Origin of the sequence: Streptomyces sp. NPDC056144, assembly GCF_042264145.1 — a bacterium.
Taxonomy (GTDB): domain Bacteria; phylum Actinomycetota; class Actinomycetes; order Streptomycetales; family Streptomycetaceae; genus Streptomyces.
Genome location: NZ_JBHJVF010000004.1, coordinates 1 through 19,111, shown reverse-complemented (window position 1 = coordinate 19,111; position 19,111 = coordinate 1). Strand labels below are relative to the sequence as shown.

Sequence of the window (19,111 nt, the reverse complement as noted above, 5' to 3'; positions counted from 1 at the left end):
TTGTCATCGCCGTACGAGCCCGGCGGATCGTCGCCGCACGAGCCCGGCGAAGCGTCGCCGTACGCGTCGCGCGGCTCATCGCCGTACGAGCCCGGCGGACAGCCGGGCCCATCCCGGCGCGGCCGCGTGAACGGCCAGCTCCGGGTCGTCGCCGACCACGACCGGGTGGCCGACGGCCCGCAGCATCGACAGGTCGCTGCTGTGGTCGCCGTACGCCCAGCTCGCCGCGAGGTCCACCCCGGCGACCGGCGCGGCGAGGCGGACGGCGCGCCCCTTGGTCTCGCCGATCATCGGCGCGAGGACCTCTCCGGTGAGGTCGCCGCGGCGGACCACCGGGCGGGTGGCGAACACCGCCTGGGCGCCGATGTCCGCGGCGATCGGATCGAGCGGCGCGAAGAAGGATCCCGAGACCAGGATCAGCGCCCGGCCCGCCTTGCGGTGGGCGAGGAGGGCCTCCTCGACGTCCGGGAGGTACAGCCCGTCCGGCTGCTCCTCCCACTCGGCGGAGAACCACCGCCGGCCCGCGGCCGCCAGGCGGGTCGCGCTCTCGCCGCGCAGCAGCCGGTAGTAGTCCCGGTTGATCTCCTGGCGGGGCGCGCCCCGCAGCGCCGCCTGCCGCAGCTCGCCCGCCAGCCGTTCGTAGGTGGCCGGGGGTTCGCCGCGCAGACGCAGGTAGAAGTCGAGGAAGCGGAACATGCTCTTGACGCGGATCAGCGTCTCGTCCACGTCGGAGAACGCCGCACCGCGTGCCGTACGGGTCGTCATGGTGTCGCTCCTGGGGTCGGCGTCGCGCGTGTCATGCCGGTATGCGGGTGAGAGTGAAGGCGAAGGAGCACAGCTCCTCGCCCTTCTGCGTCGCCTCGACCCGCACCTTCAGGTCCTCGGAGCGCCAGGCGCCCTCGCCCACGCGCTCGTGACCGTCCTCGTCGGCGCCGGTGAGGATGCCGCCGAGGGTGTAGAGGGTGTGGTCGGCGGGGTCCTCGTACGGGCGGACCGGGCCGCCGAGCTCGCCGACGACGGCGCTCAGGACGGTGTCGTCCTCCAGTTCGCCGAAGCGGGTGAAGCGCACGTCGAGCGAGGTGACGAGCGTCTTGGAGGTGGACAGTCCGCGGATGTCGAGCGCGGCGAAGAGGGCGAGCTGACGCGCGCCCTCGGCGATGACCATGCCGGGCAGGTGGTCCTGCGGGTGGTCGAAGAGGCTGGCGTGCCGGGCGGGGATCCGCAGCAGCGCCTGGGCGCTGTCGCCGACGACGACGCCGTCGAGGAGGACGACGTTGTCGGGGTTGGCGCGGCCGACCAGGTGCGGGGCGACGGGCGCGCCGGGGGTGCCGGACGGGTAGGCCGCCGAGGAGGGCAGGGCCATGCCGTCGCGGTTGTTGAGCCGCAGCGTCAGGTAGCCGCCCGGGTCCTTGAACCGCAGGCCGACGGAGGCCGTGCCGAACGCGGCGCCGGTGCCGGAGGACAGGGTGATGTCGTAGTCGAGCCCGGTGACGCGGCCCGCGCGCTCCCGCCGGCTGCTGATGCGGACCCGCATGGCGAGACGGAGGGGCGAGGACCCCACGAACACGGCCTGCGGTTCGTCGATGCGCAGGGTCAGGTGGGTGAGGATGAACTTGTTGTCGGCCGGGACACCGAAGAACCGGTGGGCGCCCGCGAGCGCGGCCTGGCGGCAGGTCTCCAGGATGAGCAGCGGGTCGTGGTGGGCCGGGCGGAGCAGGTGGTCGCCGTAGTAGGCGTGCGAGCGGGGCAGCTGTCCCGCCGCGGCGTAGCTCTCGTCGTCGATGGGCTGGAGGTCGGTCAGGAAGACCTCGCCGAGGGCGTCGCGGTGCACGAGGAGCCGGTCGACGGTGCGGGTGTAGTCCAGTTCCGGAAGCGCCTGGGTGGCTGCTTCGGGGGCAGTGGTCATGGCTGGGCCTGGCTTTCTGGTCGCGGTGAGGGTTCCTGTTCGCTGTGATGGCGCGGACCGCCGCGGGTGCGGCACGACGGGTGGAGGGACGACGCGAGCGGTCGCCCCTCCGTGGCCGTGCCCTGGGCCCGCGGGGCGGGCCGGAGGTGGGCGATCAGGCCGGGTAGACGTCGCCGGGCTCCTTGCGGTCGGCGCCGACGGTGCCGATGTGCCAGTACGGGTACGGGGCCTCGGTCTCGCTGACCTTGTCGAGGCGGGCGAGCTCGTCCTCCGTCAGCGACCACTCCATGGCCTGGAGGTTGTCGGCGAGCTGGTGCGGCTTGGTGGCGCCGACGACGGCCGAGGTGATGGCGGGCTTGGCGAGCACCCAGTTGAGGGCGACCTGGGCGACGGTGGCGCCGCGCTCCTCGGCGATCTGGGCCATCGTGTCGACGATGTCGTACGCCTGGTCCTCGTTGGTCAGCGGCGCGGACTCGGCCGGCGTGCGCTGGGAGAGGCGGCTGCCCTCGGGGCGGCCCTCGCCACGGCGGTACTTGCCGGTGAGGAAGCCGCCGGCCAGCGGCGACCAGGCGGTGATGCCGACCTTCTGGTCGACGGCGAGCGGCACGATCTCGTGCTCCAGGTCGCGGGCGGCGATGTTGTAGTAGCCCTGGTAGCAGACGAAGCGGCTGAGGTTGCGGCGGTCGGAGACCGACAGGGCCTTCATCAGCTGCCAGCCGGCGAAGTTGGAGACGCCGATGTAGCGGATCTTGCCGGAGCGGATCAGGTCGTCGAGGACGCGGAGCGTCTCGTCGAGCGAGGTGCGCGGGTCGAAACCGTGGATGTGGTAGAGGTCGATGTAGTCCGTGTTGAGGCGGCGGAGGCTGCCCTCGACGGCGGCGTAGAGGTGGTGGCGGGTGGCGCCGATGTCGTTCGGGTCGTCGGTGATGCGCCACCGGCCCTTGGTGCCGATGATGACGCGGTCGCGGACCTTGCCGAGGGTGCGGCCGAAGAACTCCTCGCCCATGCCGTTCTTGTAGACGTCGGCGGTGTCGAAGAAGTTGATGCCGGCGTCGAGGGCCTGGTCCATCATCCGCGCGACGTTCGCGTCCTCGACGGTGCCGAACTCCGACCAGTTGCGGTCGGCGGCGCCCAGGAAGGAGGCTCCGCCGCCGAAGGTCATGGCGCCGAAGCACAGTTCGGAGACGGACAGACCGGTGTCGCCGAGGTAGCGGTATCGCATGTTCTCCTGCTTTCGGTTGTGTGGGGTGGTTTCTGCTGACTGACTGACGGGCTGTGCGTGTGGGGGGCGTGGGGGGATGTGGGGGTATGGGGATGCGGCGATGTGGGGGGGCAGGGGGAAGGGAGGGAGCGCCCGGGGCGGGGGTTTGATCCGGACGCTCCCCGTCCGTGGGGGACGCCTCAGCCGGCGTCCTTGAGCTCCTTGTCCTTGACGAGGAGGAAGGTGACGAGCGCTCCGGCGCCGGCCAGGACCGCGAGGGCGATGAAGGCGACGTGCATGCCGGAGGTGAGGCTGGTGGCGACCGCGTCCAGCGCCTCGGGGCGCCGGGCGGGGGCGACGGCGGCGAGCGCGGCGTCGAGGCGGCCCTGGGTCGCCTCTCCGGCGAGCCGGGGCGCCTGCTGGGCGAACTCGGGTGAGCTGCTGGTGAGTTCGGCGCGAGCGTAGGAGGCGAGGAAGCCACCGGCGGCGGCGACGGCGACGGTCTCGCCGGCGATGCGCATGGTGTTGAAGATGCCGGAGGCCATGCCCGCTCGCTCGACGGGTACGACGCTGACGGCGGCGTTGTCCATGGCGCCGAACGCGGAGCCGACGCCGAGCCCGAAGACCAGGAGCGGGCCGACGAGTTCACCCCAGGGCTGGCCCGGCTCCAGGATGACGAGCCACACCGAGCCGATGGCGATGAACAGCGAACTGAGGGTGAGCAGGACGCGGGGGGAGATGCGGTCCCCGACGAGACGGCCGATCAGCAGGGGCAGGACGAAGATCGGCAGCATCAGCGGGAGGAGGAGCACGCCGGACTGGGTGGCGGTGTAGCCGCCGACGCCCGTGAAGTACGGGGGCAGGAAGTTCAGCAGCACCACGAAGCCGAAGGTGATGGTGAACGGCTGGCAGACCACCACGACGAACGTGGGGTTACGGAACAGGGAGAGGTCGAACATCGGCCGCTGCACCCGCTGTTCGATCACCACGAACGCCGCCATGAAGAGGGCGAACCCGACGAGGGACCCGATGGTGGCGGGGTGGCCCCAACCCCGTTCGCCGGCCTCGACGAAGCCGAGGGCGAGCAGGAAGAGGCTGCCGCTGAAGGCGCTCAGGCCCGCCCAGTCGACGCGGGTGGCGTTGGGGTCCTTCGACTCGCGGATGCGGGGCATGAGGAGCAGCGCCGCGGCGCCGACGACGAGGTTCACCCAGAACACCCCGCGCCAGCCGGCGAGTCCGACGAGGGCGCCGCCGAGGACGGGGCCGAGGGCGAGGCCGGCACCGAAGGAGGTGCCGAGGACACCGAACGCCTGGATGCGGCGGCGGCCGGTGAAGGAGGCGGCGAGGATGGCGGCGCCGCTGGTGAGGACGCCCGCGGCGCCGATGCCCTGGAGGCCGCGGGCGATGTCCAGGACGAGGATGTCCGTGGACAGGGCGGCGACCAGGGACATCGCCATGAAGACGACGGTGCCGACGGCGAGGACGCGGCGGCGGCCGAACTGGTCGGCGAGGGTGCCGGCGGCGAGCATGCAGGCCGCGAACGTGACGCCGTAGGCGTTCTGCACCCACTGTCCGCCGGCGACGTCGGAGGCGAGGTCGACGGTGAGGTCGGGCATCGCCACCGCGGGGGCGGTGATGGCCAGCGGGAGAAGGACGCTGGCCAGCGCGACGGCGACCATCACGAGGACCGACCCCTCCTCCTCCCTTCGCTCCGGCACCGGCGTGAGCCGGGTGTCGGTCTGGATCGTCATGACTCCTCTTTCCTTCTGGTCGCCGTGACTTGACGGCCACATATAAGATTACTGAGCATCGTAAGAGATCTGATGACTATCGTCAACGAGAGGCAGAACGGACCCATGCCGAACCCGCCCGAGACACCGCGCAAGACCCCGTCGCCCCAGCCGGCTCCCGAGCCGTCCCCCCAGCCCTCGCCCGAGCCGTCTCCCCGGACTTCGCCCGAGCCCTACGACGTCCTCGTCGTCGGGGCCGGGCCGACCGGCATGGTCGCCGCGTGCGAACTGCTGCGCCGCGGTGTGCGCGTACGCATCGTCGACCGGGCCCCCGAGCCCTCGCCCTTCCCCAAGGCCCTGCTCGTCTGGCCGCGCAGCATCGACCTCTTCGAGGACCTGGGCGTGCTCGGCGAGCTCCGCGAGGCCGGCATCCAGATCAACGCCTTCAGCTACTTCTCCGAGCGCCGGCGCCTCGCCAGCTTCGCCTTCCCCCAGGACCTCAGCCCCGTCTGCCTGCCGCAGAACGAGACCGAGCGGATCCTGCGCGACCGCCTCGCCGCCCTGGGCGGCAAGGTGGAACGGGGCGTGCGGCTGCTGACCCTGGAGGGCGTCGACTTCTCCGGGCGCATCGACGGCGCCGCCGACGTCACGGCCGTACTGGAACACGCCGACGGCCGCGTAGAGCGCACCCGGGCCCCCTTCGTCATCGGCACCGACGGGGCGGGCAGCGCGGTACGGGCCCAGCTCGGCGGCGGGTTCACCGGCAGCACCTACGAGAGCGCCTTCGCCCTCGTCGACGCCCGGATCAAGGGGTTCCTCCCGCCCGACCAGGCCCTCTACTACCAGTCGGCCGCCGGCGCCCTGGTCGTCGTCGCCCTCCCCGACGGCGTCTTCCGGTTCTTCTCCAGCCTCCCCCCGGGCGAGAAGGTCACGGTCGAGCGGATGCAGGCGATCGTGGACGAGCGCGGCCCGAGCGGCGTCCGGCTGAGCGACCCCGTCTGGGTCTCCGACTTCCGCATCCACGCCCGCCACGCCAGCGAGTTCCAGCTCGGACGGGTCTTCATCGCCGGCGACGCGGCCCACGTCCACAGCCCCGCCGGCGGGCAGGGTCTCAACACCGGCATCCAGGACGCCCACAACCTCGCCTGGAAGCTCGCGGCGGTACTCCACGGCGAGGCCCCCTCCGACCTGCTGCGCAGCTACGGTCCCGAACGGGCCGCCGTGGCCCGCCGGGTCGTGCGCGACACCGACATCCAGACCCGCGGGTGGATGGTCCGCAAGCCCGCGGCGATCACCGCCCGCGACGCCGCCTTCCGCGTGGCCGACCGCAGCGGTCTCTTCCGGCTCTACGCCCCGGTGATGGCGGGCCGGCGCCTCTCCTACCCGGCCGTGCGCGAGACCCAGCTGCCCGCCGGGCGCACCTCGTGCCGGCTGCGGGCGAAGCTGCCCGGCGGCCTCACCGTCGGCGGGGTCTTCCCGCGCGAGGTGGCGCTTCCGCACGGGGTCGCGGGCCCGGGCGGCCGTCCGGCCGGCTGGACCCTCTTCGTGACCTGCGCCGGCGACGGCGCGGCCTGGCGCGCGGAGACCCGCGCGATCACGGCCGCCTGGCCCTCGATACGTACGGTGGACCTGGCGTCCGGCTCCGTGCGCCGGACGACCGGCTGCCGGCACCAGGGCTACTACCTCGTACGGCCCGACGGCCACATCGCCGCCCACGGACACGGCGGCGACCTGGACCGGCTGCACACGGAACTCGCCCACTGGCTGGGCCCGGTGAGCGCGACCACGACCTCCTGACGGAGGCCGGACAACGCCATGGGGGGTGCGGCCGGTGGCCGCACCCCCCATGAGCGTCGTGGTCAGGCCGCGACGTGACCGGCGTGCCGCGCGGGGGCGAACGCCCCCAGGGACAGCTCGCCGGTGGTCATCAGGTCGAGGAGCTGGGCGAGTTCGCGGTCCTCCGGCGTCGCGGTGCGGAAGACGAAGTGCCGCAGGCCCGCCTGCTCCGGACCACCGAAGAACTGGAAGAAGCCGATGTCCACCCGGTGCGCGGCGAAGCTCTCGTAGAGGTAGACGGTGCCCCCGTCGGCCGCGAGCCCCAGGCCCGCGGCGTTCGAGGTCGCCTCGGCCGCCTCGTAGACGATCTCGTACGAGCCGCTGACGTCGGCCACGTCCGTCATGACCCGGGCCGCGCCCCGCCGCACCGCGACGGCGGCCTCGTCGGCCTCCGACACCACGGCGGTGACCTCGGCGTTCAGCGCCGCGAGCAGCTCCACGAGGAGGAGCCCGATCCCCGCGCCCGCGCCGGTGACCAGGACGCGGCGCCCCCGGACGGGGCCGGCGCCGCGGACCAGGCGCAGGGCGGTGAGGACCGCCACGCGCAGCGCCGCCGCCTGCTCGAAGCTGACGTGGTCGGGCAGGACGGTCGCGTACTCGGTCGGCAGCGCCATGCACGTGGACCAGTCGGTGCCCGTCGCCACGCCCACGACCCGGTCACCGGGCTTCGGGCTGAAGCCCTCCGGCGCCGCGCGCATCACCACGCCCGCCACGTCCCACCCCGCGAGCCAGCCCTCCGGCAGCGGCTCCGCCTTGATCATCTCGTCGAGCTCGGGAGCCACCGCGCGGACCGCGACGAGGATCTCGTCCTCCGCCTGGGCCGTGGTCGCGTGCTGCGCGGAAATCAGCTGATCGGACATGACAATTCCTCTCGTACGTATGACGGTTTCCTTGTGCGATGCGTCCGGCATGTTCAGAACTCCTCGGACACCAGCGTGGACGGACCGGACAGCTCGTCCACGGAGATCACCTCGAAGGCGTCCGGCTGTTCGCGCACGCAGGCGGCGAGCGCGAGGTGGCTTTCCAGCACCCGGAACCGGATCCAGGCGTGGCTGTGGTGGTCGTCGAGGACGCCGGGCGCGAGCCGGACCCGCAGCTGGATCCGCTGGTCGGGACTGACCGCGACCTGCGCGTCGGTCACCTCGTCGTGGGAGGTCGCCAGGTCGACCAGTTCCCTGGCCGAGACCGTGCGTCCGTGGAGGCGGAAGTACGGCGGGCGGGCACCGAGCACCCGGACGGCGGGCCCGGGGCGGCCGCACGCGCAGTGCGTGAACTCGCCGTGTTCCAGGGTGTCGTAGCGGATGAGCGGGGGAAGCCGGGACGTCGTCATCGTCGTCACGAGCAGCCGCCCGTCGACCACCTCCACGTGCTGGTGGGACAGGGGGTGGTAGACGTCCGCCAGGCACTGCGGGCCGCGCTGGCCGACGACCCACGCCGCCGGCGTGCCGTACAGACGCCAGACGTCGGTGTACGGGAAGCGGGAGGCGAGCAGTCCGTCCTCGGTGGCGTCGTGGAACGCGCCGCCGAGGAGCAGGGTGCGCAGCCAGGGCACGGGCCGGCCCGCGGTGCTCGCCCCCAGGAGCCGGATCACGGCCTGCGGGGGCGCGGCGACGGCGGTCACGTGGTGGCGCGCCAGGAAGGCGAGCCAGTCGTCGTCGGGGTCCTCGGGGAGTCCGCCGACCGGCAGGACGGTGGCGCCCGAGGCGGCGGCGAAGCGGTTGAAGAAGTAGTGGTCGGGCTGCATCCGGCCGGCCGGGTGCAGGTTGGCGACGACGTCGGCGGGGCCCAGCGGGTTCCAGTCGTCACGGATCCGGGAGGCGAACATCTCCTGGGGCAGCAGGCTCAGCCCGGGGACCTCCAGGGTCCCGCCGTGCGCCCAGAGCATGCCACCGCCCAGCCCCAGGGCGAGCGCCTCGGCGGTCGCGGTCTCCAGCTCGCTCCGGGTGAGGACCGGAAGGCCGTCGAGCGTCAGGGGTCCCCGCCCCAGCTGCCGCTCGTACTTCGGGGCGAGGGACGGCAGACGCATCGCCTGGCGCACCACACCCTCCAGGGCGGGCAAGGACTCCCGCGCCACCTGCTGCCGTTCACCGGCCACTCCCTTCACCAGGGGCCCCGCGCTCAGTAAAGGCGCCGGTCGGCACGTCCGTGAAACCATCCGGGCTTCCCCCTATCGCTCTAGTGCGGCCGTGGTGTGCGCGGTGCCGTGCGGCATCCGGCGCATCCGTCGGCCACGAACCATGGCAGGACCATAGTCCTTTATTGACCTGGGGTACGAGTTTTAACCATAGGTCACTTTGGGAGGAGAGTGCATCCGTTCCCGCGATCGAGTTCCCCGGCCGCCCGGTTCCACGGAGCCGCCACGGAGCCTCCCCGGCCCCCACGCCCCGCATCGCCCCAGCTCAGCCGACCCGCACCCGGAACGCCGGCGCGCAACCGGCACCCGGGAGCAAGGAGCGACGGAGGGATGCCTTTCAGCCAAAGATGCACTTTCGGCCCATCCTTGGCCTGGCGTACAGAATTGAACTACGATCACATCTCGGCGCTGCGGGGGCAGCGTTCCGGCGCGCACTGGCCGCGCCGGGACTGATCTGAGGGGGACTTTGAGATGGGTTCGATCAAGGGAAAGACAACGATCGCGGTCGTCGGCATGGGGTGCAGATTCCCCCAGTCCCGCACCGTGGACGAGTTCTGGGACAACCTCGTCGCGAACAGGGACTCCGTCACGCCCGTGCCGCCGGAACGTTTCGACATCGCGTCCTTCTGGTCCGAGGAGTCCGGCGTCCCGGGCCGCACGGCCAGCCGCCACGGCGGGTTCCTCGACGAGCCCTTCCACTTCGACGCCGGCTTCTTCGGGATCTCCCCGGCGGAGGCCGCCAGCATCGACCCGCAGCACCGCCTGCTGCTGCCGGTGGTGCGCGAGGCGCTCGACGGCGCGGGGATACGCCCGTCCTCGCTCGCGGGGACCGCCACCGGCGTCTACATCGGACAGGCCACCTCCGACTACGGCCGCGACAACACCTCCGAGAGCAACAGCCTGCGCGAGACCACCGGCAGCCACCTGCGCGCCATGGCCTCCGGGCGGGTGTCGTACGACCTCGACCTGCGCGGGCCCAGCCTGATGATCGACACCTCCTGCTCCTCGTCCCTGGTCGCCGTCCACATGGCGCGCCAGAGCCTGCTCACCGGTGAGACAGATCTGGCCATCGCCGGCGGCGTCAACATCATCCTGTCGCCGATGGACGCCATCGCCTTCTCCCAGGCCGCCATGCTGTCGCCCGACGGCCGCTGCAAGTTCGGCGACACCGGCGCGAACGGCTTCGTCCGCAGCGAGGGCGTCGGCGTGGTCGTCCTCGCCCGGCTCGACGACGCCGAGCGGGCCGGATATCCGGTGCTCGCCCTGTTACCCGGCAGCGCCGTCACCAACGACGGCCGCAGCAGCGGCTCGCTCATCAAGCCCGCCGTCGCCGGCCAGGACGCCATGATCCGCCGCGCCTGGCGGGAGGCCGGCGTCAAGCCCTCCGACCTCTCCTACGTGGAGGCGCACGGCACGGGCACCCCGGTCGGCGACGGCGTCGAACTCCAGGTGCTGGCCACCGCCGCCCGCGAGCGGGCCCCCGAACGCGGGCCCCTGCTCTGCGGCTCCGTGAAGTCGAACATCGGCCACGCCGAGGCCGCCGCCGGCATCGCCGGACTCATCAAGGGCGTCCTCGTCGCCCGGCACCGCCTCGTCCCCGCCTCGCTCCACCTCGACGACCCGCAGCCGCTGCTCGCCGAGGAGGCGAACCGGCTGAACGTGGTCACCCGTAACGCACCGCTGGACACCGAGCACCCCGCCGTCATCGGCGTCAGCTCCTTCGGCCTCTCCGGAACCAACGCGCACGTCGTCGTCGCCGAGGCCGGCCACCGCCCGGCCGCGCCCGAGCACGGCCGCACCGAACTCCCCGCGCACCGGCCCACCCACCTCCTCGTGCTCAGCGCCCGCTCCGAGCCGGCGCTGCGACGGCTCGCCGCCTCCTGGTCCGAGCACCTCTCCCCGGGAGGCGCCGGAAACCGGACACCCCTGTGGGACCTGTGCGCCACCGCCGCCCAGCACCGCGACGCCCACCCCTACCGGCTCTGGGCGACCGGAGCCGACCACGCCGAACTCGCCACCGCCCTGCGGGACGTCGCCGAGGGCCGGGCCACCGACCGGGCGGGCACCGGCGAGGCCGGATTCGGCACGGACAAGCGCACCGTCTTCGTCTTCCCCGGCCAGGGCTCCCAGTGGCCGGGCATGGGCCGCTCGCTCACCGCCGCCCTGCCCGCCTTCGCCAACGCCCTCGCCGCCTGCGACACGGCCGTCCGGCGCGAGACCGGCCGCTCGGTACGAGAGACCCTCGACGCCGTCACCGATGCCTTCCCCGACGAGGTGGCCACCGTCCAGCCCGTGCTGTGGGCGAGCCAGGTCGCCCTGGCCGCCGCATGGCGCGACATGGGCGTCGACCCCGAGGTGTGCGTGGGCCACAGCATGGGCGAGACCGCCGCGGCGGCCGTCACCGGCGCCCTCTCCCTCTCCGACGCCGCCGCCGTCATCTGCCGGCGCAGCGCGCTCATGCAACGCTCCGCGGGACAGGGGGCGATGATGTCGGTCGACGTCTCGCCCGAGCAGGCCGCGGAGCTCGTCGCGGGCGAGGACGCCGTCTGCGTGGCGGCCGAGAACTCCCCCACCTCCACCGTGCTCGCCGGGGACACCGCCGCCCTGCGGCGCATCGGCGAACGACTGGAACGCGAGGGCGTGTTCCACCGTCTGGTAAGGGTGAACGTCGCCTCCCACTCCCCCGCCATGGACCCGCTGCGGGACGACCTGCTCCACGCCCTCGCCGACCTCGCCCCGCGCGACGGCGACCTCCCGCTGCACTCCACGGTCCGCGGCACCGCCCTCACCGGGGCCGAGCTCGACGCCGCGTACTGGATGGAGAACCTGCGGCAGCCCGTCCGGTTCCTCGACACCGTCCGCGGCCTCGTCAAGGAGGCCGACAACGTTTTCGTCGAGATCAGCCCGCACCCGCTGCTCCGGACGGCGATCGAGGAGACCGCCCTGGAGTCCGGCGGCTCCTCCGCCGCCGTCGCCTCCACCGTGCGGCGCTCCCCCGACGAGGCCCTGACGCTCGCCCGGTCCCTCGGCGCCTTCCACGCCCAGGGCGGCCGGGTCGACTGGACCCGCTGGTTCGGCGGTACGGTCCGCCCGGTGCGGCTGCCCGCCTACCCGTGGGACGCCGAGGTGCTGCGCCGGACGCTGCCCTCCACCGCGCCCGCCGCCCGCCCCGCGACCGTCACCCTGGTCCGTACCGAGCTCGCCGACTCGACCGTGAGCCTGCGCGGCCTCGCCCCCGTCCCTCCCGTCGTCCACATGGCCGCCCTCGACGAGGCCGTCACCACCGCCCCCGCGCACGGCGCCGCCTTCGCCGCGCCCGGCACGGTCCTCCTGGAGGACGTACGGGTCGTCGACCTGATCGAGGCGCCGGACGACGGCGGCCTCACCCTGGAGGTGTCGACCGAGGAGGCCGGGGGCACCCTGCGGGCCGAGGTCCGCACCCCGCGCCGGCCCGGCCTGAGCGACCTGACCGGTCTGACCGCGCGGGTCCGCGTCGACCCCGGACCGGCCGTCGCCCCCCAGGCGCGGGACCGCCTCGACGCCGCCCTCGACCGGTGCACCACCCACCTGACCCCGGCCCGGTTCCTGGAGGGGCTCGCCCGGCGCGGCTACACGCCCGGCCCGAACCTGCGGACGGTCCGGCACGTGTGGCGCACCGACGGGGAGGTCGTCGCCCAGCTCGACCGGCCGACCGCCTCGCGCCACGCCGCGTGGGAGGGCTGCCTGAAGCTCCTGCTCGCCGCCCTGCCCGCCTCGCTCCCGGCCGACGGCGCCTACGCCGTCTCCTCCTTCGACCGCGTCCGCTTCCACGGCCCGCTCAGCGAGGAGATCTGGGTGCACGCGACCCTGTCCGCCCCCCGCCCGGACGGCACGGCCGTCGGCGAGGTCGTGGTGACCGACGCCCGGGGCGAGGTCCTCGCCGAGTTCCAGGGCATCCACCTCTTCCGGCTCTCGGGCGGCGAGGCGGCGGACACCGGCGGCGCTGCCGGCGCCGGTATCGGTATAGGGGCCGGCATCGGGAGCGTGCTCACCGACCGGCTGCCGACGGGACTCGTCGAGTGGTCGGCGCGGCGGCTGTCCGACATGGCCCGCCTGCCGCTCCAGGTGCTCTCCCGGGCGGCGGACCGCCTCCCGGCGCCGTCGGAGCCGACGCCGCAGCCGACCCCCCGGCCGACACCGGTCCCGATCCCTGCCCCGACCGCGGCCCCGGCGGTCATCGCTCCCGCCCCGGCCCCGGTCCCGGCCCCGGCCCCGGCCCCGGCCCCCGCGGCCGCGGCGGACCAGGCCGCCGTCGCCGAGCAGTTCCTCGAGGAGACGGCCCAGGTGCTCGGCATGGCCAGGGAGCGCCTCGACCTGCGCCGCCCGCTGCGCGACTACGGCGTGGACTCGCTCGTCGCGGCCCAGCTGCGGGCCCGTACCCGCCGCCGCACCGGCCGGGACGTCTCCCTCAACCGGCTGCTCGGCACGGAAAGTCTCGGGGCCCTGGCGACCGCGGTGACGGACGCCCAGCCCCTGAACGGCTGACCGCCGACAAAGACCCTGGTGGGAGCGGTCCCGGACCGCTCCCACCGGACGTCTACATCACGACTCAAACATGAACTACTGAACATTCATGCATCGTGATACAAGTGAAGAGGCTGCCGGCGGACCGTACGGCCCAGCCCACCGCGCGCGACAGGAGTACGCACACATGGAAGACACGTCGGCCATCACCGTGGCACAACCGCAGGGCCGCAGGGAGCGCAACAAGCTGCGCGTGAAGAACCGCATCTACGAGGCCGCCGTGAAGCTCTTCACGCAGAAGGGGTACGACCAGACCTCGGTCGACGAGATCACCGAGGCGGCCGACGTGGCGCGCGGCACCTTCTTCAACCATTTCCAGCGCAAGGAGGACCTGATCGCCGAATGGGGCGAGCACCGGCGCCTCCGGCTGCGCGACGGACTGGAGGCGGAAGGCATCCCCGGCACGCCGGTCAAGGACATCCGCCTCGCGCTCTCCCAGTGCATGAGCATCCTGGCCGCCGTCAGCCTGGAGGACCCCGCCGAGACCAAGGCCATCCTGACGGCCTGGGTGCGCGCCGGTTTCCCCCTCCAGGAGGAGCCGTACCTGGCCCACATGTTCAGCGGGTTCATCGAGGCGGGCCGGGAGCTCGGCGACATCTCCCAGGACGTGGACGCCGCCCTCGCCGGCAACCTGCTGCGCGACGTCTACCTCGGCACCCTCTACCGCTGGACCCAGGCCCCCGAGGGCGAGGCCGACCTGGAGGCCAACCTCAAGGCCGCCTGCGCCACCCTCCTCGACGGCCTCGTCCCCCGCTGCCCCGGCACGAAGTAGTCCACGAGGCAGTCCGCGAAGCAGTCCACGAAGCCGTCCCCGCGCATCACGGGTGGCGAGCCGCGCACCCCGGCCCCCTTCCCCGGGTCCGACCGGTTGTCAGTGGTCGGGTGCACGATGGGGGCATGGTCAGGTCCGCGCTCGAATCGTTCTCCCCCGCGACCCGTGGTTGGTTCACCGGGGCCTTCACCGCGCCCACGGCCGCCCAGGAAGGCGCCTGGAAGGCCATCGGCGAGGGCTCCGACGTCCTCGTCGTGGCACCGACGGGCTCCGGCAAGACCCTGGCCGCCTTCCTCGCCTCCCTCGACCGCCTCGCCTCGACGCCCCCGCCGGCCGAGGCGAAGAAGCGCTGCCGCGTGCTGTACGTGTCCCCGCTGAAGGCACTCGCCGTGGACGTCGAGCGGAACCTGCGCTCCCCGCTGACCGGCATCCGGCAGGAGTCGGTCCGGCTCGGGCTGCCCGAGCCGGACATCCGGGTCGGCATCCGTTCCGGCGACACCCCCGCCGCCGAGCGCCGGAGCATCGCCACCCGCCCGCCGGACATCCTGATCACCACCCCCGAGTCCCTGTTCCTCATGCTGACCTCGGCCGCCCGGGAGGCCCTGGAGGGCGTGGAGACGGTCATCCTCGACGAGGTCCACGCGGTCGCGGGCACCAAGCGCGGCGCGCACCTGGCGCTCTCCCTGGAGCGGCTCGACCGGCTGCTGCCCCGCCCCGCGCGCCGGATCGGCCTCTCGGCCACGGTCCGGCCGGTGGACGAGGTGGCGCGCTACCTCTCCCCGGGCCGCGCGGTGGAGATCGTCCAGCCGCCCTCGGGCAAGGAGTTCGACCTCTCCGTCGTCGTCCCCGTCGAGGACATGGGCGAGCTCGGCGGCTCCCCGGCGTCCGAGGGCAAGGACGGCGGCGACAAGCCGTCGATCTGGCCGCACGTCGAGGAGCGGATCGCCGACCTCGTCCAGGCCCACCGCTCGACGATCGTCTTCGCCAACTCCCGCCGCCTCGCCGAGCGCCTGTGCAACCGGCTGAACGAGATCGCGTACGAGCGGGCCACCGGCGAGCCGCTCCCCGAAGGGGCCCCGCCCGCCGAGGTCATGGCGCAGTCGGGGGCCGCGCAGGGCGCCCCGCCGCTGCTCGCCCGCGCCCACCACGGCTCGGTGTCGAAGGAGCAGCGCGCCCAGGTGGAGGAGGACCTCAAGGCCGGCCGCCTGCCCGCCGTGGTCGCGACCTCCAGCCTGGAGCTGGGCATCGACATGGGCGCGGTCGACCTGGTCGTCCAGGTCGAGTCGCCGCCCTCGGTGGCCTCGGGCCTCCAGCGCGTGGGCCGCGCGGGACACCAGGTCGGCGCGGTCTCGACGGGCGTGGTCTTCCCCAAGTACCGGGGCGACCTCGTCCAGGCCGCCGTGGTCACCGAGCGGATGAGGACGGGCTCCATCGAGTCGATGCGCATCCCGGCCAACCCGCTGGACGTCCTGGCCCAGCAGCTCGTCGCCATGGTCGCGCTCGACACCTGGCAGGTGGACGACCTCCTCGCCGTCGTGCGCCGCGCCGCGCCCTTCTCCTCGCTGCCGGACTCGGCGTTCACGGGCGTGCTCGACATGCTCGCCGGACGCTATCCCTCGGACGCCTTCGCCGAGCTGCGCCCGCGCGTGGTGTGGGACCGGGTGGCCGGGACGGTCACGGGGCGGCCCGGCGCCCAGCGGCTCGCCGTCACCTCGGGCGGCACGATCCCGGACCGCGGCCTGTTCGGCGTCTTCCTCGCGGGCTCGGACCCCAAGAAGGGCGGGGGCCGGGTCGGCGAGCTGGACGAGGAGATGGTGTACGAGTCGCGGGTCGGCGACGTCTTCACCCTCGGCACCACCTCCTGGCGGATCGAGGACATCACCCGCGACCGCGTCCTCGTCACCCCCGCGCCCGGCGTGCCGGGGCGACTGCCGTTCTGGAAGGGCGACCAGCTGGGCCGCCCCCTCGAACTGGGGCGCGCGGTCGGCGCGTTCCTGCGGGAGCTCGGGGGCCTCGGCCCGGAGGACGGGCGGCTGCGCCTGGTCGCCGCCGGTCTCGACGCCTGGGCCGCGGAGAACGTGCTCGCGTACCTCGCCGAGCAGCGCGAGGCCTGCGGTCACGTGCCGGACGACCGGACGATCCTCGTCGAGCGGTTCCGGGACGAGCTCGGCGACTGGCGGGTCGTCATCCACTCCCCGTTCGGCGCGCAGGTCCACGCGCCCTGGGCGCTCGCCCTCGGCGCCCGGCTCTCCGAGCGGTACGGCATGGACGCGCAGGTGATGCACGCGGACGACGGCATCGTGCTCCGGCTCCCGGACGCCGACCTGATGGGCCTGGACATGGGCCTCGACCTCCTCGACCACGAACCGGTCGACCCGGGCCGCCACCTCGACACGGCGTACGACCCCGACCAGGCGCCCGTCGGCGCGGCGGACGCCCTCTTCGACAAGGGCGAGATCGCCCAGATCGTCACCGACCAGGTGGGCGGCTCCGCGCTGTTCGCCTCCCGCTTCCGCGAGTGCGCCGCGCGCGCCCTGCTGCTGCCCAAGCGGAACCCCGGCAAGCGGACCCCGCTCTGGCAGCAGCGCCAGCGCGCCTCGCAACTGCTCCAGGTGGCGAGCGAGTTCGGCTCCTTCCCGATCGTCCTCGAAGCCGTCCGCGAGTGCCTCCAGGACGTCTTCGACGTCCCCGGACTCACCGAGCTGATGGGCGACATCGAGGCCCGCCGGGTCCGGCTCGTCGAGGTCACCACCCCCGAGCCCTCGCCCTTCGCCCGCTCCCTCCTCTTCGGTTACGTGGCGCAGTTCCTGTACGAGGGGGACTCGCCGCTCGCCGAGCGGCGGGCGGCCGCGCTGTCCCTGGACTCCCGGCTCCTCGCGGAGCTGCTCGGCCAGGCGGAGCTGCGCGAGCTCCTCGACCCGGAGGTCCTCGCCGAACTGGAGCGGGAGCTCCAGTGGCTCACGGAGGACCGCCGGATCAAGGACGTGGAGGGGGTCGCCGACCTCCTGCGCGTCCTCGGCCCCCTCACCGAGGCGGAGCTCGCCGAGCGCGGCGCCGAGCCGGGATGGGCCGAGGACCTCTCCCGGGCCCGGCGGGCGATCCGCGTCCGGATCGCGGGCCGGGACCACTGGGCGGCGATCGAGGACGCGGGCCGGCTCCGTGACGCACTCGGCACGGCCCTCCCGGTCGGCGTCCCCGAGGCCTTCACCGAGCCGGTCAAGGACCCCCTCGGGGACCTCCTCGCCCGCTTCGCGCGCACCCACGGCCCGTTCACCTCCTCGGGGGCCGCCGCCCGCTTCGGGCTCGGCGCCGCCGTCACCGACGGCGCCCTCCAGCGCCTCTCCGGTGCGGGCCGGGTCGTGCAGGGCGAGTTCCACCCCTCCGGAATCGGCCAGGAATGGTGCGACGCAGCCGTCCTGCGAAGGCTGCGCCGTCGCTCCCTGGCGGCCCTGCGCCACGAGCTGGAACCGGTGGCCCCGGCGGCGCTCGCCACCTTCCTGCCCCAGTGGCAGCACCTGGGGAGCAACAGCCTGCGCGGCATCGACGGCCTGGCCCGCGCGATCGAGCAGCTCCAGGGCGCGCCGGTGCCCGCTTCCGCCCTGGAGAAACTGATCCTCCCGTCCCGCGTCGGGGACTACTCCCCCGCCCTCCTCGACGAACTGACGACCACGGGCGAGGTGCTCTGGGCCGGGGCGGGCTCCCTCCCCGGCAAGGACGGCTGGATCTCCCTCTACCTCGCGGAAGCGGCACCCCTCCTCCTCCCGCCCCCGCACCCCCTCGAACTCTCGGCCCTCCACGAGTCGATCCTCACGACCCTCTCCGGCGGCTACGGCCTGTTCTTCCGCCAGATCGCCGACCAGATCCGCGCCACCACCCACCCGGACGCGACCGACCCCCAACTCGCCGACGCCCTCTGGGACCTGGCCTGGTCGGGCCGCCTCACCAACGACACCCTCGCCCCCCTGCGCGCGCTCCTCGGCTCGGGCCGCACCGCCGGCTCCACCGCCCACCGCGCCCGCCGCACGATCCCCCGCGGCCGGTACGGCACCCTGACCGCCGCCGCCCGCCCGGCCTCCCGGACGGGCCCGCCCACGGTCTCCGGCCGCTGGTCACTCCTCCCGCCCGCCGAACCGGAACCGACCCACCGGGCGCACGCCCTGGCCCGTACGCTCCTGGACCGCCACGGCGTGGTCACCAGGGGCGCGGTGGCCGCCGAGGGCGTGGAGGGCGGCTTCTCGGCCACGTACCGCATCCTGTCGGCGTTCGAGGACAGCGGCCAGGCGCGCAGGGGCTACGTCGTGGAGGGTCTCGGCGCGGCCCAGTTCGCGATGGACGGCGCCGTGGACCGGCTGCGGGCCGCGGCGACGGCCCGCGACCGTGGCGTCGAGGCGGCGTCCGGCCCGCGCGCCCTGGTCCTCGCGGCGGCCGACCCGGCCAACGCGTACGGGGCGGCCCTGCCCTGGCCCGAGCCCCCGACCGGCGCGGGCCACAAGCCGGGCCGCAAGGCAGGCGCGATGGTGGTCCTCGTCGACGGCGAGCTCACGCTCTACGTGGAGCGCGGCGGCAAGACCCTCCTCTCCTGGCCGACGGACCCGGATTCCCCCGCCCTGACGGCAGCGGCCGAGTCCCTGGCACAATCCGCCCGATCCGGCTCCCTGGGCACGGTCACCCTAGAAAAGATCAACGGCACCACAGCCCTGACCAGCCCCCTCTCCCACCCCCTGGAAGCCGCAGGCTTCGTAGCCACCCCAAGAGGCCTACGCCTCCGCGCCTGAGACGCACTCCAGCCCCGCCGGCGCTTGAGGCGCGGGGTCCGGGGCAGAGCCCCGGTTTCGGGAAGGGGCGGGGTGGGGTGAAGGCCCGCCGCAGGCGGGCCCCCCCCCCCCCCCCCCCCCCCCCCCCCCCCCCCCCCCCCCCCCCCCCCCCCCCCCCCCCCCCCCCCCCCCCCCCCCCCCCCCCCCCCCCCCCC

General features: G+C 73.9%; 10 protein-coding genes. 4 read left to right on the top strand and 6 right to left on the bottom strand.

Annotated elements, in window-relative coordinates; genetic code table 11:
- Positions 1-75 precede the first annotated feature (75 nt).
- The 4 genes from ACFC0Z_RS14205 to ACFC0Z_RS14190 all read right to left on the bottom strand — a co-directional run bounded on the left by ACFC0Z_RS14205 (position 76) and on the right by ACFC0Z_RS14190 (position 4,858).
- Entirely contained in the window at positions 76-765 is a 690-nt protein-coding gene (locus tag ACFC0Z_RS14205; RefSeq protein WP_376436749.1) for an HAD family hydrolase, read from the bottom strand.
- 31 nt (positions 766-796) lie between these two features.
- Positions 797-1,906, bottom strand: a complete 1,110-nt coding sequence (locus tag ACFC0Z_RS14200) for a ScbA/BarX family gamma-butyrolactone biosynthesis protein (protein ID WP_376436746.1) — start codon at positions 1,904-1,906, stop codon at positions 797-799.
- A gap of 154 nt (positions 1,907-2,060) precedes the next feature.
- Positions 2,061-3,128 carry an aldo/keto reductase gene (locus ACFC0Z_RS14195; RefSeq protein ID WP_376436744.1) on the bottom strand — a complete coding sequence of 356 codons (1,068 nt, stop codon included), beginning with the start codon at positions 3,126-3,128 and terminating at the stop codon, positions 2,061-2,063.
- Between the two features lie 179 nt (positions 3,129-3,307).
- Positions 3,308-4,858 carry an MFS transporter gene (locus tag ACFC0Z_RS14190; RefSeq protein ID WP_376436741.1) on the bottom strand — a complete coding sequence of 517 codons (1,551 nt, stop codon included), beginning with the start codon at positions 4,856-4,858 and terminating at the stop codon, positions 3,308-3,310.
- A gap of 105 nt (positions 4,859-4,963) precedes the next feature.
- Here ACFC0Z_RS14190 and ACFC0Z_RS14185 point away from each other — a divergent pair, with 105 nt between their 5' ends.
- Positions 4,964-6,634, top strand: coding sequence for an FAD-dependent monooxygenase (locus ACFC0Z_RS14185; protein ID WP_376436738.1), 1,671 nt, complete (start codon positions 4,964-4,966; stop codon positions 6,632-6,634).
- 62 nt (positions 6,635-6,696) lie between these two features.
- Here the strand turns inward: ACFC0Z_RS14185 and ACFC0Z_RS14180 are convergent, their stop codons facing one another.
- Both ACFC0Z_RS14180 and ACFC0Z_RS14175 read right to left on the bottom strand, forming a co-directional pair.
- Entirely contained in the window at positions 6,697-7,533 is an 837-nt protein-coding gene (locus ACFC0Z_RS14180) for an alcohol dehydrogenase (RefSeq protein WP_376436735.1), read from the bottom strand.
- Positions 7,534-7,586: 53 nt separating this feature from the next.
- Complete coding sequence (locus ACFC0Z_RS14175) at positions 7,587-8,768, bottom strand: hypothetical protein (RefSeq protein ID WP_376436732.1); 1,182 nt, start codon at positions 8,766-8,768, stop codon at positions 7,587-7,589.
- Positions 8,769-9,278: 510 nt separating this feature from the next.
- On the opposite strand from ACFC0Z_RS14175, the gene ACFC0Z_RS14170 reads away from it, so the two are divergent.
- From ACFC0Z_RS14170 to ACFC0Z_RS14160, 3 genes are all read left to right on the top strand, one after another.
- Entirely contained in the window at positions 9,279-13,331 is a 4,053-nt protein-coding gene (locus ACFC0Z_RS14170) for a type I polyketide synthase (protein ID WP_376436729.1), read from the top strand.
- Between the two features lie 166 nt (positions 13,332-13,497).
- A complete protein-coding gene (locus tag ACFC0Z_RS14165; RefSeq protein ID WP_376436726.1) occupies positions 13,498-14,142 on the top strand; it encodes a TetR/AcrR family transcriptional regulator in 645 nt (214 codons plus the stop codon).
- Positions 14,143-14,267: 125 nt separating this feature from the next.
- Positions 14,268-18,917, top strand: coding sequence for a DEAD/DEAH box helicase (locus tag ACFC0Z_RS14160; RefSeq protein WP_376436723.1), 4,650 nt, complete (start codon positions 14,268-14,270; stop codon positions 18,915-18,917).
- Positions 18,918-19,111 lie beyond the last annotated feature (194 nt).

Bases quoted from the DNA above. Each gene is read 5' to 3' on its own strand.
- ACFC0Z_RS14190 (WP_376436741.1), bottom strand. From the start codon at position 4,858: ATGACGATCCAGACCGACACCCGGCTCACGCCGGTGCCGGAGCGAAGG.
- ACFC0Z_RS14205 (WP_376436749.1), bottom strand. From the start codon at position 765: ATGACGACCCGTACGGCACGCGGTGCGGCGTTCTCCGACGTGGACGAG.
- ACFC0Z_RS14165 (WP_376436726.1), top strand. From the start codon at position 13,498: ATGGAAGACACGTCGGCCATCACCGTGGCACAACCGCAGGGCCGCAGG.
- ACFC0Z_RS14195 (WP_376436744.1), bottom strand. From the start codon at position 3,128: ATGCGATACCGCTACCTCGGCGACACCGGTCTGTCCGTCTCCGAACTG.
- ACFC0Z_RS14185 (WP_376436738.1), top strand. From the start codon at position 4,964: ATGCCGAACCCGCCCGAGACACCGCGCAAGACCCCGTCGCCCCAGCCG.
- ACFC0Z_RS14180 (WP_376436735.1), bottom strand. From the start codon at position 7,533: ATGTCCGATCAGCTGATTTCCGCGCAGCACGCGACCACGGCCCAGGCG.
- ACFC0Z_RS14200 (WP_376436746.1), bottom strand. From the start codon at position 1,906: ATGACCACTGCCCCCGAAGCAGCCACCCAGGCGCTTCCGGAACTGGAC.
- ACFC0Z_RS14170 (WP_376436729.1), top strand. From the start codon at position 9,279: ATGGGTTCGATCAAGGGAAAGACAACGATCGCGGTCGTCGGCATGGGG.
- ACFC0Z_RS14160 (WP_376436723.1), top strand. From the start codon at position 14,268: ATGGTCAGGTCCGCGCTCGAATCGTTCTCCCCCGCGACCCGTGGTTGG.